At 69.6% G+C, this 13,984-nt stretch carries 13 protein-coding genes; 3 read left to right on the forward strand and 10 right to left on the reverse strand.

What is annotated here, in order from left to right; translation table 11 throughout:
- Positions 1-31: 31 nt before the first annotated feature.
- The 6 genes from NVU01S_RS18990 to NVU01S_RS19015 are packed head-to-tail and all read right to left on the reverse strand — an operon-like array spanning position 32 to position 6,514.
- Positions 32-1,036: a CgeB family protein gene (locus NVU01S_RS18990; RefSeq protein ID WP_043666534.1), complete on the reverse strand. Its 1,005-nt coding sequence runs from the start codon at positions 1,034-1,036 to the stop codon at positions 32-34.
- Complete coding sequence (locus NVU01S_RS18995) at positions 1,033-2,277, reverse strand: lipopolysaccharide biosynthesis protein (protein ID WP_043666783.1); 1,245 nt, start codon at positions 2,275-2,277, stop codon at positions 1,033-1,035. The genes NVU01S_RS18990 and NVU01S_RS18995 overlap by 4 nt, the downstream gene beginning before the upstream one ends.
- Positions 2,278-2,326: 49 nt before the next feature.
- Positions 2,327-3,478: a glycosyltransferase family 4 protein gene (locus NVU01S_RS19000; protein ID WP_043666537.1), complete on the reverse strand. Its 1,152-nt coding sequence runs from the start codon at positions 3,476-3,478 to the stop codon at positions 2,327-2,329.
- The gene (locus NVU01S_RS19005) at positions 3,475-4,542 is read right to left on the reverse strand and encodes a glycosyltransferase family 4 protein (protein ID WP_043666786.1); all 1,068 of its coding nucleotides are present in this window, start codon (positions 4,540-4,542) and stop codon (positions 3,475-3,477) included. Before NVU01S_RS19005 ends, NVU01S_RS19000 begins: the two co-directional genes overlap by 4 nt.
- A 29-nt stretch (positions 4,543-4,571) precedes the next feature.
- Positions 4,572-5,420 carry a glycosyltransferase family 2 protein gene (locus NVU01S_RS19010; protein ID WP_043666789.1) on the reverse strand — a complete coding sequence of 283 codons (849 nt, stop codon included), beginning with the start codon at positions 5,418-5,420 and terminating at the stop codon, positions 4,572-4,574.
- Complete coding sequence (locus NVU01S_RS19015) at positions 5,420-6,514, reverse strand: class I SAM-dependent methyltransferase (RefSeq protein ID WP_043666540.1); 1,095 nt, start codon at positions 6,512-6,514, stop codon at positions 5,420-5,422. Before NVU01S_RS19015 ends, NVU01S_RS19010 begins: the two co-directional genes overlap by 1 nt.
- 74 nt (positions 6,515-6,588) lie before the next feature.
- Between NVU01S_RS19015 and NVU01S_RS19020 the strand changes: the two genes are divergently transcribed.
- Entirely contained in the window at positions 6,589-7,161 is a 573-nt protein-coding gene (locus tag NVU01S_RS19020; RefSeq protein ID WP_043666792.1) for a dTDP-4-dehydrorhamnose 3,5-epimerase family protein, read from the forward strand.
- On the opposite strand, the gene NVU01S_RS19025 is transcribed toward NVU01S_RS19020, so the two are convergent.
- From NVU01S_RS19025 to NVU01S_RS19040, 4 genes are read right to left on the reverse strand one after another with little or no spacing between them, the layout of a single operon-like run.
- Positions 7,145-8,173: an NAD-dependent epimerase/dehydratase family protein gene (locus NVU01S_RS19025; RefSeq protein WP_043666542.1), complete on the reverse strand. Its 1,029-nt coding sequence runs from the start codon at positions 8,171-8,173 to the stop codon at positions 7,145-7,147. The two genes, NVU01S_RS19020 and NVU01S_RS19025, sit on opposite strands and share 17 nt — an antisense overlap.
- A gap of 2 nt (positions 8,174-8,175) precedes the next feature.
- Positions 8,176-8,826 carry a PIG-L deacetylase family protein gene (locus tag NVU01S_RS19030; protein ID WP_043666545.1) on the reverse strand — a complete coding sequence of 217 codons (651 nt, stop codon included), beginning with the start codon at positions 8,824-8,826 and terminating at the stop codon, positions 8,176-8,178.
- On the reverse strand, positions 8,823-9,620 hold the full coding sequence (locus tag NVU01S_RS19035) for a sugar phosphate nucleotidyltransferase (RefSeq protein WP_043666548.1): 798 nt from the start codon (positions 9,618-9,620) through the stop codon (positions 8,823-8,825). The genes NVU01S_RS19030 and NVU01S_RS19035 overlap by 4 nt, the downstream gene beginning before the upstream one ends.
- Positions 9,617-10,840, reverse strand: a complete 1,224-nt coding sequence (locus tag NVU01S_RS19040) for a class I SAM-dependent methyltransferase (RefSeq protein WP_043666550.1) — start codon at positions 10,838-10,840, stop codon at positions 9,617-9,619. The genes NVU01S_RS19035 and NVU01S_RS19040 overlap by 4 nt, the downstream gene beginning before the upstream one ends.
- 543 nt (positions 10,841-11,383) lie before the next feature.
- Here NVU01S_RS19040 and NVU01S_RS19045 point away from each other — a divergent pair.
- Together NVU01S_RS19045 and NVU01S_RS19050 are read left to right on the forward strand one after the other, a co-directional pair.
- Positions 11,384-12,643: a sugar transferase gene (locus NVU01S_RS19045; protein WP_244467150.1), complete on the forward strand. Its 1,260-nt coding sequence runs from the start codon at positions 11,384-11,386 to the stop codon at positions 12,641-12,643.
- Positions 12,644-12,645: 2 nt separating this feature from the next.
- The gene (locus tag NVU01S_RS19050; protein WP_082031917.1) at positions 12,646-13,977 is read left to right on the forward strand and encodes a polysaccharide pyruvyl transferase family protein; all 1,332 of its coding nucleotides are present in this window, start codon (positions 12,646-12,648) and stop codon (positions 13,975-13,977) included.
- Positions 13,978-13,984 lie beyond the last annotated feature (7 nt).

The raw sequence follows: 13,984 nt of genomic DNA on the forward strand, positions 1-13,984 counted from the left end.
GCCTCCGGCGGCCGCGCCGGGGCCGGGGAATTCAGGTGAGCGCATCGATGATCTCCTCCGCCCGGTCGACGTAGCGGTGCCGCTCGGCGGTGATCCGCCGGTGGCCGGCCGCCGCGACCCGCTCGACCGCCTCCGGTCGCCGCGCGCATCGAGTGAGGATCTCGCGCAACTCGTTTCGATCGGAGAACAGGAAGCACTCGGTGCCCTCGTCGAGCAGCTCGGCATGTTCGGCCGTCCGCTCGCCGACGAAAAGCCCGCCGGCGGCCGGTATCTCGAACGACCGGCAGGTGTGGGTGTCCCGGTTGTCGGAATTGAGCAGCACCAGGTTCGCGGTGATCGAGGCGACGGCGGCGGCGAAGCGCTCGCCGTACACTCCCCCGCCGAGTTCGGCGGCGGTGCCACGCAATCGGCGCACCCGTCGCCAGCCCGGCCCGTGCACCAGGAAATCGGGACCGTACTCCCGAGCCAGGTCGACGAGCAGCGGCGTGCGGTCGGGGCGGCGAGCGCCGATGAACCCCGCCAGAAATCGCCGGGCGCCCCGGCGGGCGCAGGGATGGTGCCACGCCGGGTCGTAGGCGCTGCGCACGAACCGCACGCCGCGTGCGCCGCGCGCGTGCAGTTCTGGCACATTGTGGCGCTTGGTGGTGACCACCAGATCCCACTCCGACTCGTACGCCAGGTAATCCGCGCTGGTGTTCGCCGGATTCGAGACGTCGTCGGGGCTGTAGTGCACCCGCAGGTCGGCGGGCGTGCTCAACAGGCGTTGCTGGTCCAGATGCACGGCTTTGAACGCGAACAGCAGGTCCGGCCCGAATGCCGCGGCGGCACGGTCGATTCGGTCGTGCAACGCGGTGGTCGTCCAGCCGGCCCGCCGACCGGCGGCCTTGGCGTACAGCCAGCTCGGTGACAGCCGCGCGGGCAGCGTGACCGGGGTGGAATCGATCACCACCACCTCGTGTCCGGCCTGGCGGAATCCGTCGGCCAGCGAGCGCGCGTTGCTGCCGATCCAGTCGTCGCCGACGTACAGAATTTTCATCGCACCGGCTCCTGCGCGACGGGCACCGCGGCGACGCGCTCGCGCACGATCAGCTGCCGGACCCGGACGAGATACCAGAGCGCTACCGCGATCTCGGTGAGCACGGTGCCGTAGACGAGCGCCCACACCGAGTTGTTCCGGAAGGCGACGGCCAGGGCGGACGCCGCCACACAGGTGCCGATGAGCGCGCCGACCAGCACGCCGACCGTGTCCTGTCGCACCGGCAGCAGCGCGGTGGTGATGAAGGAGGTCACCGTCATCGCGGGCAGGATCAGCACCTCCACCCGCAACAGCGGTACCGTGCCGTCGAATCCGCTGCCGAAGATCAGCTGGATCAGCGTCGGCGCCAAGAACCACACGCCTGCCGCGGCCGCGCCCGCGAGACCGGCGCACCCGATCAGCACCTGTATCGCGTTGCGCCAGAACCGGTCGTGCGCGCTGCGCCGGGCCATCCGCGGCAGGAACGCGAATCCGACCGTGTCCAGCAGTGATTGGATGGCGCGCACCAAACGGTCGCCGGCCGAATACAACCCGAGGGAGGCGGCGTCGAGCACCGCCGCGTAGACCACCGGCGCACCCTGGCCGTAGCCGGTCACCAGCAGCCGGGACGCGAAAACCGGTGCGCCGAGCCGCAGGATCGCGCGGACCGCGCGCGGTCGGGCCGGCGGCCCGAAGCGACGCCACGCGTCCGCCCAGGTCCCCGCGACCGTGACGACGGCCGAGATCAGCAGGCACAGCAGCGCCACCGACGCGCTGGGCCAGCGGGGCAACAGCAGCACGAGCAGCAGCAGATAGACGATCCGCCCGGCGCCCTGGTACACCGCCGAGGCCCCGAACCGGCCCTGCCCGATCAGCAGCCAGTCTTCCGAGATCGACCAGACACCACCGGCGAACAACCCCAGCAGGACCATGTGCAAGCGAGCGGGTGCTCCGGCCGCTGTGCCGATCATGAGTAGTACGCCGAGGCAACCGAGAATCGTCAGCCTGATGGCCAGGTAGTCGCCGCGCAGCTGTCCTATCCGTCTTGTGTCCGTGCGTGTTTCGTGCACCCGGGCAGCCAGGAAGGACGTGATCCCCAGATCCACCACCAGCGAGCCGATGAAATAGGCCGACATACCGATCGCCAGCAGGCCGAGTCCCTCGGCGCCGAGCACCCTGGCGATGATCGGCAGGGTCACCACCGTGATCAGGTACTGCCCGTATTTGCCGAAGCTGACGAAACCGATATCGCGCAGCACCACGGCGGCCCCGCGCCAGCGGCGCGGCGCAGCTCGTGCGGCGGTACCGGTCTCAGCCACGGCGCACCCGTGCCACGGTGGTCAGGAAATCCGCTGCGACGTGGGCGGATTCGACGATATCGAACGCACGGGCGCGCAGCACGCCCGCGGCCGCGAGCTTGGTGCGCAACGCGGGATCGGTCATCAGCAGGTCCAGCGCGGAGGTGAGCTGGGCGGTGTCACCGCCCTCGACCAGCACGCCGTTCACGCCGGGTTCGATGATCTCGGCGGGGCCGCCGGGCCGGGACGCGATCACCGCGCAGCCCGCCTGCAGTCCCTCCACGACGACCTGTCCGAACGGCTCGGCCAGCACCGAGCAGTGCACCAGAATGTCGGCCTGGCGCAGGTGGTTTCGCGGATCGTCCACATGCCCGGTGAAGGTCACGGGCAGCCGCAGTGCGCGCGCCGAGCGCTCGAGTTCGCGCCGATAGGGCTCCTCGTCGAACAGCGTGCCGCCGATCAGGAATACCTGGCGCGGCGGCACTTTCACGTCCGCCAGCGCCCGCAGCAGCACGTCCTGCCCCTTCCACGGCGTCAAGCGACCGACCATCGCGACGACCACCTCGGCGGGCGCGCGCTGCGGTGCCCGGTCGGCCGACGGCACCGGATCGGGTTCGATGCCGGGGTACACCACCGCCACGGGTCTGCGCCAGGTGATCAGCGAACTCGCGGTCGAGCGGCTGTTCACCAGGTACCCGTCGCTGACTGCCCAGCCGAGCAGGCGAATACCCCAGGCCAGCCACCGGCCGAAATATTCGCTCGACACCCGGTCGTGCACCGACCAGATCAGGGGGACGCGGGCGCGCCGCGCCGCGACGGCACCCATCAGCATGGCCTTGGTGCTCCCGGCGACCAGCACCTGCACGTCGAGCCGCCGGGTTTTCGTCCCGAGCCTGCGCCCCAACCGGATCAGGGCGAACGCGCCGACGAGCACCTTGCGCAGGCCTGCCGCGTCGATCGTCAGCGATCGGCTGTCGAATCCGTTGGGCAGCACCAGGGTCCGGATGCCGCGGGACCGGACCCGGCGCACCATGGGACCGTTCTCGGTGAACAGCATCACCGGTTCGACGGCGGTGCGCTCGCTCAGCGCGGACAACAACCGCATGGTGGCGAGTTCGGCCCCCGACGGCGCCGCGGTGTGTGCGAGGAACAGCGCCCGGATCATCCGCGTAGCTCCGTGTACAGCGCGTGATGCCGGGCGGCGGCTACCGTCCAGGAGAACGATTCCGCGTGCGCGCGACAGCGGTGCGGCGCGGGTACCGCCCCCGCGAGAGCGGCGACGATACGCGCCGCGAGCGCCTCGGCATCGCCCGCGGCCACGATCAACGACGGATCGAGCCCGCGTACCGCGTCGGGCAGGCCGCCGCAGTCGGTGACGATCGGGGCGCGCCCGCATGCCAGGGATTCGAGGGCGATCAGCCCGAAACCTTCGAGCGCAACCGACGGCACCACGGTGCAGTGCGCCCGTGCGTATTGGGCCGCCAACTGATCGTCCGGGAGCTGCCCGGTGAAAGTGACCGAGCGCGCCAGACCGCTCGACACCACCTGATCCCGCAATTCCCGCTCGGCGCTACCGGTTCCGACGATCACCAACCGGGTACCGGGGTGCGCGGACAGCACCGCGGGCCAGGCTCGAATCAACCGGTCGATACCCATCCGGCGTTCCAGCCGCCGAATGCACAGCACGACAGGCGCTTCGGCCACGCCCGGCGGCGGCGTCACCGCGAATCTCGCGAGATCGACACCGGGAGCGATGACCTCGACACGGTCGGCGGCCACTCGATAGTCGGTCATCAGTACCTGCCGGAACTGCTCGGACAGCACCACGAAGCGCTCGGCGCCCGCATAGCGCATCCGCTCCACGAGATACTTTGCCCGCGCGGTGAATTCGGAGGCACCCGCGACCCGGCTCTCCGCGGCCCACGGCCCGTGGAAGTGCACGACGAGTCGCGGACCGCGGGCGCGACCGACCACCGGCGGCCCGTACAAACAGAAATGCCGATCGAGCACGGCGGGACGACGCGGCGCGGGCCGCACGGCGACGGAGCGACTCGCACGGTGCAGCGTGGAGCCGCCGAGCCCGCCCCAGGACCAGCCACCCGCGGGCGGATCGCCGAAAGCGGCCGCCGACACCTCGGTATCCGGATGCCGCCGAAGGGCGCCGAACAGATCGGTGAAGTACCGGTTGAGTCCACCCGCCGCGGAACCGAACCACTCGGCACCGGTCATATGCACCGTCACCGGTGCGGAGCGCGCGGTCATGTCCGCGTCCTTCGCGCGCGGGCCACCAGGTCCCCGGTCACCGCTCGCGCACGGACCTGCGCCCGGTGCAGGGCCGTCCGCACGAGCCGGCCGTCGGCGGCCAGGACGTCCCGGTGGCCCACGTGCTGGGGATACTCGCCCGCGATCCGGTGGTGGAAGCGCAACAGCTCCACCAGTTTGCTCACCGTCGAGGTCTGGCTGCACAGGTTGAACGTCGAATTACGCCACGCGGCAAGCACTCCCGGCATCCCGAAGAAGTGACCGAGCGAGGCGATCCGGCCGAACAGATCGACGTCCATCGGGAACACCAGATCGCCGCGCAGGCCGCCGACCTGATCGAAGTGCGCCCGCCGGAACATCGCCGCGGCCGTCGGGCCGAATTCGGCCGGGCCTGCTCGCACGATCGTGCGCAGGACCGGGCCCGCCGGATGCGGGCCCAGCAAGCCGGGCAGTCCGAGTCCCGTCTCGAGGACCGCGCCGCCCTCGTCGATCACCTGGAATTTGGCCGAGCTGATCGAGATCGCCGGATCGGCCATGACCGCCAGCTGGGCCGCGAGCGATCCCGGCAGCAGCACGTCGTCGGCGCAGACCACTTTCACCAGCCGCCCGGTGGAGTGCCGGATGGCGGCGTTCCAGTTGGCACCGATCGGCAGCACCCGCTCGTTGCGGAACACCCGAACCCGTGCGTCATCGAACGACCTTGCGATAGCGGGTGTTTCGTCCGAGCTCGCGTTGTCGAGCACGACGAGTTCGCACTCCACGTCCTGCGCCAGGATCGACCGCATGGTCGCCGCCAGGGTCCGGCCCGCGTTGTAGGCGGGTACGCAGATGGACAGCTCGGTCATCACTCGGTTTCCTCATTCGTCGGGGCGTATTCGGCGTCGATCCAGCGGCCGGCCAAGGCCGGGAAACGGGCCTCCAGCTCGGGCCGCAGATCCGGCAGGGTCAGCAGCACCCGGTCGGGCGCGGCGCGCACCAGCTGCGCCGGCGAGATGATCGGCACGTCGGTGCCCGGCATCCGTCTGCCCTGTTTGGCGGGCGAGGCGTCCGCGACCGCCCGCACCAGGCCGCGATGAATCCCGGCCAGGCCGAACAGCGCCACCGCGCGCGAGGCCGCACCGTAGGCGTAAACGGCACGGCCCGCGGCGATTTCGGCCGTCAGGCGACGGTGCAGCGCCCGCGCGTGCGCATCGGCCGCCGACTGCAGCCCGCCGACCACCGCGGGATCGGTGATCCCGGCCTCCGCGGCGAGCATGCCCCGCACCGTGGCATCCGGCGCACGCACCCCGTGCACGGCCGCCACCAGTACGGTGCCGCCGTACAGCGCGAATTCCCACGCCGTGGCCACGCTCATCCCCGCGCGACGCAGCAGCTCGCGCAGCGCGGTCAGCGAGTAGTAGGCGAAGTGGCCGTGGCGCAGCGCATTCCACTGGTGCTGCCGGACGATCGTGCGCAGCGAATGGAACTGCACCAGCAGCACCCCGTCCGGCGCAGTGGCTTTCGCGCGTTCGACGAAGGCACCGTGCTGGTCGGCCTCGTGCATGATGCCGAAGCAGTCGAGTACCACCTCGGCCTCGTCCGCGACCTGTGCGAAGCCGTGCGCCGCCAGGTGCGGCAACCAACTGCCACCGTGCGGGCTGCCGAACTCACGCACCGTCGCACCGCGCAACCAGCCGTCCGCCCGGACCCGGGCGACCGCCGCGGCCGCCTGGTCCCGCAGCGCCTGCGGCTCCACCCCGCGCGGTTCGGCGGTCCGCGTGTCGTCCGCGGCGAGCTGGGCGAGGCCGCAGCTCGGGCACAGCTGCATCGCGAGCGGGTGCGCCGCCTCGTCCGGCCGCACCGGTGCGTCGGCGCGGGGGAAGTGATCGGCGGCGGGCATGCGTCCCAAGTCCAGCACCCGGTGCAACCCGGTCCCCGCGCACGCACGGCACTCGTTCATCGCGGTCCTCCGGCGGGCGGGCGAATCGGCGCGCGCGATGGCGCGCCGTGCGACCGGTCGGGCACCATGGCCTGGTGCGCATCGAGCAGAGCGACCTCGCCGACGTCCTGGTGCTCGTCCCGGAACCGTTCCGGGACGAGCGGGGCCTGTTCACCCGGACCTTCGACGCCGTCGAGTTCGACGACCACCTGGGTACGCCGGGCAAGGCCGCGACGTTCGTCCAGGATTCGCAGTCCCGCTCGGCGCACGGCGTGATCCGCGGTATGCACGGGCGCGCCGGGCGCGGCGAGGCCAAGCTGGTGCGCTGCGCACACGGGGCGGTGCACGACGTGCTGGTCGACATCCGCCCGCAGTCCCCGACGTTCGGACAGCAGCAAGCGTTCCTGTTGGACGACAACGACTTCCGGCACCTGTACGTACCGCCGGGGTTCCTGCACGGCTTCCAGGCGCTCACCGCGGTCGCCGACGTGTGCTACCGGATCGACCGTCCGCACGATCCGGCCGAAGACCTCGCGGTGGCACACGACGATCCGGACCTGGCCATCGCGTGGCCGCACCCGGTGACGGTGGTCTCGGCCCGGGACGCGGCCGCGGGCAGCTGGCAGGCGTTGCTCGCGACGCTGGCGCACGCTACGCCCCGATCCTGACCCGGCACAGCGAGTCGTCCAGCACGCCATCGTCTTTCAGCGCGGTCAGCCGCGCGAGCCGGGTGAACCGCTGGAAGAACCCGTCCGCGGTGAGGCCGCGGGCCAGGTACTCCCGGTACAGCTCCGCGGCGCCGTCCGGAACGCTCCACTCGGCCTGGAAAGCCAGCTTCTCGCGCGCTTTCGTGAAATCGACGCGATAGGACCGCGCGTCGGAACCGGAGGTACCGGCGATCACCAGCCGGGCGCCGGGCACCACCTCGACGACGGCACGGGCGATCTCGGCCACGGTCAGGTTGTTGACCTCGGTGCCGATGTTGTAGGCCGCGCCGTGCACCGCCTCGAGCGGGGCGACCAGGCAGCGGGCGAAAGCGCGGGCGATGTCCTGCGCGTGCACCAGCGGCCGCCACGGCGTCCCGTCGGAGAGCACCTTGACCTCGCCGGTCAGCACCGCGTAGCCGACCAGGTTGTTCAGCACGATATCCGCGCGCAGGCGCGGCGAGAAGCCGAAAGCCGTTGCGTTGCGCAGGAATACCGGCGCGAATCCGGAGTCGGCGAGCGCGAGCAGATCGTCTTCTACCCGGACCTTGCTCTCGGCGTACGGCGTCAACGGCCGCAGCGGCGCGTCCTCGGTGACCAGTTCGTCGCCCGCCGCACCGTAGACCGAACAGGTCGAGGCATACAGGAATCGGCGCACCCCGGCCGCTTTGGCCAGGCGGGCGAGCCGCACCGAGGCGTGATGGTTGATGTCGTGGGTGATCCGGGGCGCGAGCGCGCCCAGGGGATCGTTGGACAGCGCGGCCAGATGCACCACCGCGTCGAACCCGGTGAGCTGATCCACCGTGACGTCGCGCAGGTCCACCGCGAGCCCGGGCGGATCCGCCGGTGCCGCGCCGAGCACACAATCGGCGAAATAGCCGACGTCCAGCCCGGTCACGTCATGCCCCGCGGCGCGCAGGACCGGCACCATGACCGTGCCCAGATAGCCCTGATGTCCGGTGACGAGCACACGCATCTTCACATACCTCCGAAACTGACGACGGTCTTCTCGGCCACGAAGGCCTCGGCGTATTCGGCATGGCACTGCACCCCGCGCACCCGGGCCGCGGCGAGGAAGGCGTCCTCGGCGAACCAGTCCCGATCATGTTGCGAGGGATAATGTTTCACCAGCAGTCGCGCCTTCTCCGCGGCGACGCCGGCGGGCAGCGGATGGAACAGGGTGGGGCGCGGGGTGTCGGTCTCCCACTTGAGGATCTCGTAGCCGAGCGTCAGGTGATCCCGGAATTCGGTGGGCACCAGTTCGGCGAGCAGGCGGTGATCCTGGTGCGCATCGGCACGATTGGGCGCGAACACGAGATCCGGCTCGCCACGGCGGCGCAGCGCGGCCACCGCGTCTTTGACCCGGTCCCAATGCGCGGGTGCGCGTCCGTCGGGCACGTCCAGCACGGTCAGCTCTACCGTCGCGCCCGCGCAGATCGCCGCGAGCGCGGCGCGCTCCTCGGCCTCTCTGACGGTGCCGCCGCCACTGAGCACCAGCGCCCGAACCGCTAGTCCGGGAGCGTTTTTCACCAGCGTGAGCAAGGTGCCACCCACGCCTATGGCGATATCGTCGCAGTGCGCTCCCAGCACCGCGATCTCGGTGATCCGCTGCGGGCGTAGCACATTCACGAAACGCCCTCGAGGCTCTCGCTGCCCTCCCAGATCATCCACGGCCGATCGCCGCGGTGGTAGCCCTCGTCTAGTTCCGCGCGTTCCTTGAACGTATCGGCGGGCTTCCAGAATCCGAGATGCTGATAGCCGAACAGCCGGCCCTGGCTCGCCAACGCGCCGCAGGCGTCCTCGACCAGATCGCCGCCCGGCGGTAGCAGGTCGAGCACCTCCTTGGTCAGCACGAAGTAGCCGCCGTTCTCCCAGATGGGCAGTCGCGCAACCGGTGTGATGTTCTTGATCTCGCCCGCGGCGTTGATGTCCACGCAGTGGAACGACGACTGCGGCGGGACGATCAGCATCGACGCGGCGGCCCCGGACGCGGTGAACTTCTCGATCATCTGGTCCAGGGGCGCATCGGTGAGCACGTCGGCGTAGTTGGCGAGGAAGTACCGCTCGTCGTCCAGGTGCCCGCGGACCCGGCGCAGTCGTTCGCCGATGGCCGAGTCGACGCCGGTATCGACGAAGGTGATGGTCCAGTCGCTGATATCGGACTGCAGCAGTTCGACCTGCCCGTCCCGGATGACGAAATCGTTGGACACCGACTCCTGATAGGTCAGGAAGTAGTTCTTGATGTGGTTGGCGCCGTAGCCGAGGCACAGGATGAAGTCCTTGTGGCCGTAGTGCGCGTAATACCGCATGACGTGCCAGATCAGCGGGCGTGGACCGACCATCTGCATGGGCTTGGGGATGACATCGTCGGTGCCGTTGCGCATGCGCATGCCGTAGCCACCACAGAACAGGACAACCTTCATGAGAGCTCCGCGCGACGCAGGGTGGGCAGTGGGTAGACGAGTTCGCCGCCCCAGTCGCCGATATGGCGGAGCTGCGCGGTGATCTCGGTTTCGAGATTCCAGGGCAGGACGACCACGACATCGGGCCGGTCGTGCTCGATCCGCTCGGGCGGGTGGATCGGGATCCGGGTGCCCGGGGTGAATCGCCCGTGTTTGTACGGGTTTCGATCCACGGTGTACTCGAGCAGGTCGGGCCGGATACCGCAGTAGTTGAGCAGGGTGTTGCCCTTGCCCGGCGCACCGTAGCCGACCACCCGTTTGCCCTGCCCGCGCGCGTCGAGCAGATAGCGCAGCAGGTCGTGCCGGACCGCCTCGGTGCGCGGACGCAGGGCGGCGTACCCGCCGACCTCGTGCAGGCCGGCCTCGGCTTCGACCGCGAGCGCCTCGGCCACCCGCCGGCCGGGAACCGCGACCGCATCGGGCCGGGCCCAGATCCGCAGCGAACCCCCGTGGGTGGCCAGATGTTCGACGTCGACCACCGTCAATCCCGCGGTGGCGAGCGCCCGTTGCGCCGAGAGCACCGTGTAGTACTGGAAATGCTCGTGGTAGATGGTGTCGAACTGCCCGAGCCGCACCAGGTTCAACGCGTGGTGCACCTCGATGGCCAGCCAGCCGTCGTCGGTCAGCAGCTCGCGCAGCGAGCGGGTGAAGCCGAGCAGATCGGGGATGTGGGCATACACATTGTTGGCCACCACCAGGTCCGCGGGACCGTACTCGGCGCGGACCTTCGCCGCCGTCTCCTCGTTCAGGAACGCCGACATCGTCGGCACGCCGCGGGCCAGCGCGGCCGCGCCGACGTTCACCGACGGTTCGATGCCCAGGCACGGCACGCCGGCCGCGACCGCGTGCTGCAGCAGGTAGCCGTCGTTGCTGGCCACCTCGACCACGAACGATCGCGAGCCGAGCTCGAAGCGGGTGATCGCTTGATCCACAAAGGCTTTCGCGTGCCGCACCCAGCTGTCGGAGTAGGACGAGAAGTACGCGTACTCGGTGAAGGTGTCCTGCGGCGTGATCAGGGCGGGGATCTGCAACAACAGGCAGTTCGCGCACAATCGCAGATGCAGCGGATAGTTCACTTCGGGGTGGTCGAGTTCCGCCGCGGTCAAGAATTTCTCGCAAGGTGGACAAGCGCCCAGATCGAGCACGCTTACCAGCGGGGATTCACAAAGCCGACAAATCACGCATGCTCCCACTCGGATCGACCAGCACCTGAAGCGGCGGCAACGCCACAACAAATCGGGTGGAACAATACCAATAACCGCCATTCTCCCCGAGCTAGCATACTCACAGCAACGCTCGCGTATTTTTGGGCTTCTGCACACCGCGCGAGCTCGGCGCAACCATAACCTCATCGAAACCAGCAGGCAATAGGAACCTTTCATACCTGCTAGAACCCGACAGTAGCACCGGGGCGCGGGCCGTTCCGCCCCGTTAAGCCCCACCTGAAATCAACGCTTCAATAGTCACAGCTTCACTGAACCCATAAACCAATGGCCAGCGAGTTTTCGCAAAGATATAGCTATCATCTCTCCCTGTGATGTGCGTCGCACTGGATTGTGCGCCCGTTCTCATCCAGCGATCGATCTGCAACACTCGCTTCGCGGTTCTGTTCGGAAGCAATTCCCCGGCGGTTTCAGGGGAATCGCTTCAGCGTTTATCGCCACGCTCGTCGATGAAATAGGAACGTCTCCATGCGTTTAGATATGTGCGGGTCAGGGGTTGCTGTGGATCCGCCGTCGGCCGCGCGGCGAGGACTGCGCGCCGGCCGGGTCCGAGCCTCGGGCACAACAGAGTTCGCGACCGTCTGGCCGGCGTTGCTCTACCTGTTCGCCCTGGTCGCGCTCGCCGCACTGCTGTTGCCACTCGATACCACCCGCGACTTGCTGGCGCTCGCGCTGCCGGTCGGCCTGCTCGGTCTGCTCGGCAGCCGGACGCTGTTGCGCCGCCGCGCCGAACGCGCCGGCGCCGATCGCCCGCACCCCACTTCCGTCCTCGTGGTCGGCAATCCCGCAGCCGCACAGGCGGTCACCGCCGCCTTGACCGCCGATCCGGCCTCGAACTACCGGGTGATCGGCGTGTGCACCCCGGCACCGGTCTGCGCCTGTTCCCACGGAATCGGCGCCGCCGGTCGGCCGGCGCCGATCGTCGGCGACCTCCGATCGGTGACCGAGGCGGCCTACCGGACCCGCGCCGACGCCGTCGTGCTGACCGGCGGCGACGTCTGCGCGCCCGACGAATTCCGCAGGCTCGCTTGGGACCTCGAAGCGCTCGGCGCCGAACTGCTGCTGGCGACCGGTTTGATCGACGTCGCCGCGGACCGGGTGACCAGGCACTCGGTGTCGAACATGACGGTCCTGCACATCGCGAAACCCCGCCATCCCCTGGCCAGATCGCGGTCCAAGGCCGCCTTCGACCTGTGCTTCGCGTCCCTGGCACTGCTGGCCACCGCGCCGACGCTGCTCGTCATCGCGCTGCTGATCAAACTCACCAGCCCGGGCCCGGTGTTCTACCGTTCCGAGCGGATCGGCATGCACGGCAAGCCTTTCGCCATGATCAAATTCCGCAGCATGTACCTCGACGCCGACGACCACGTAGGGGCGCTGATCGATGAGGCGGGCGGCAACCCGGTGTTCTTCAAGCTCGAACACGACCCGCGCGTGACACCGGTCGGCCGGATCCTGCGCAAGTACAGCCTCGACGAGCTGCCGCAGTTCCTCAATGTCCTGCGGCGGGAGATGAGCGTGGTCGGTCCGCGCCCGCAGGTGCAGCGCGAGGTCGACGCCTACGACGACGCCATGCGGCGCAGGCTCCTGGTCAAACCCGGGATCACCGGGCTGTGGCAGGTGAGCGGGCGGTCCGATCTATCACTCGAGCAGTCCATGCGGTTGGACGTCAGTTACGTCGACAACTGGTCGATGCGGCTCGACCTGACGATCCTCGCCAGAACGATCACCACCGTTGCCAGCGGCGACGGAGCGTACTGACCGTGCCGGGCGGCGGCCCGATCCGGGTGCTGGTCGAGAACGGCGAGTACGCCCTGCGCAATCGGGGTGATCTCGCGATGATGGCGATCACCGTGCGGCGGCTGCGGGAACGCTGGCCGGACGCGCGCATCGGGATGCTGACCGACCAGCCGCGGGTACTGCGGGCGCTGCTGCCCGAGGCGGAACCGGTGTGCGCCGCGTCCGGCGGACGGTGGGCGCGTTCGGGTTTCGCGAGCGAGGTCGGCCGAGCGACGGGCACGAAATTCACCGGCCCCGCCGCATTGCACTGGCGAGCGGCGTCGGATGTGCCGAAAGAACGACTGCGCCGGCTCCGCGCGGCGGCGATGCCGATGATCCGGCGCGGCGACGCCCTTGCGCCGGATCTCGAAGCGGCGCAACGCCCGGCGGCGCTCGCCGACGCGTCCCTGGTGATCGCGCAGGGCGGCGGCTACCTGACCGATGTCGACCGGTACCAAGCCCACCGCGCCCTGGATCTGCTGGAACAGGCTGCCGCCCTGGGGATTCCCACCGTCATGCTCGGCCAGGGCATCGGCCCGATGCGGGATGCGGCGCTGCTGAAACACGCGGGCGCGGTCCTTCCCGGTGTCGACGTCATCGCACTGCGCGAGGGGCGGCGCGGCCCCGGCCTGCTCGCCGACCTCGGCGTTGCTCCTGGGCGCATCCTGGTAACCGGTGACGACGCGGTCGAATTCGGTTACGGGCTGCGACGCGCCGGTCTGGGCACCGATCTCGGTGTGTGCCTGCGGGTGGCGGACTACTCGCGGGTGGGCGATGCGGCCCGCGCCGTGCTCACCACCGTGTTGCGTTCTTGTGCCACAGAATTCGATGCGGCACTGGCTCCGTTGATCGTCAGCGAGTACGACTCCGAGGACCGTCGCGCCACGCTGCCGCTGCTCACCGGCGCCGATCGCGTCCGTCCCCCGGTGCGCCGGTCCGGGACGGCCACCGATGTGGTGCGTCAGGTCGCCGGGTGCCGCGTTCTGGTGACCAGCACCTATCATCTCGCGGTTTTCGCGCTGTCCCAAGGGATTCCGGCCGTCGCACTCTCGGCGTCGCAGTACTACGACGACAAGTTCCACGGTCTGGCGGGCATGTTCGGCACCGGCTTGCGCATCGTCCGGCTCGACGACAGCGCCCTCAAGCAGCAGCTGACCGACGGCGTCCGGGAACTGTGGCGGGCAGCGCCCGAATTGCGTGATCGCCTGCAGGACAAGGCGACCGAACAGATCGCCGCCGGACGGATGGCGCTGGAGCGGGTGTTCCGGCTGGTCGAGGGAGGCACGCCCGCGCCGGTCTCGAACCGGTCACCCTGAGCGCAGC

This window comes from Nocardia vulneris, from assembly GCF_001613425.1.
Classification (GTDB): Bacteria; Actinomycetota; Actinomycetes; order Mycobacteriales; family Mycobacteriaceae; genus Nocardia; species Nocardia vulneris.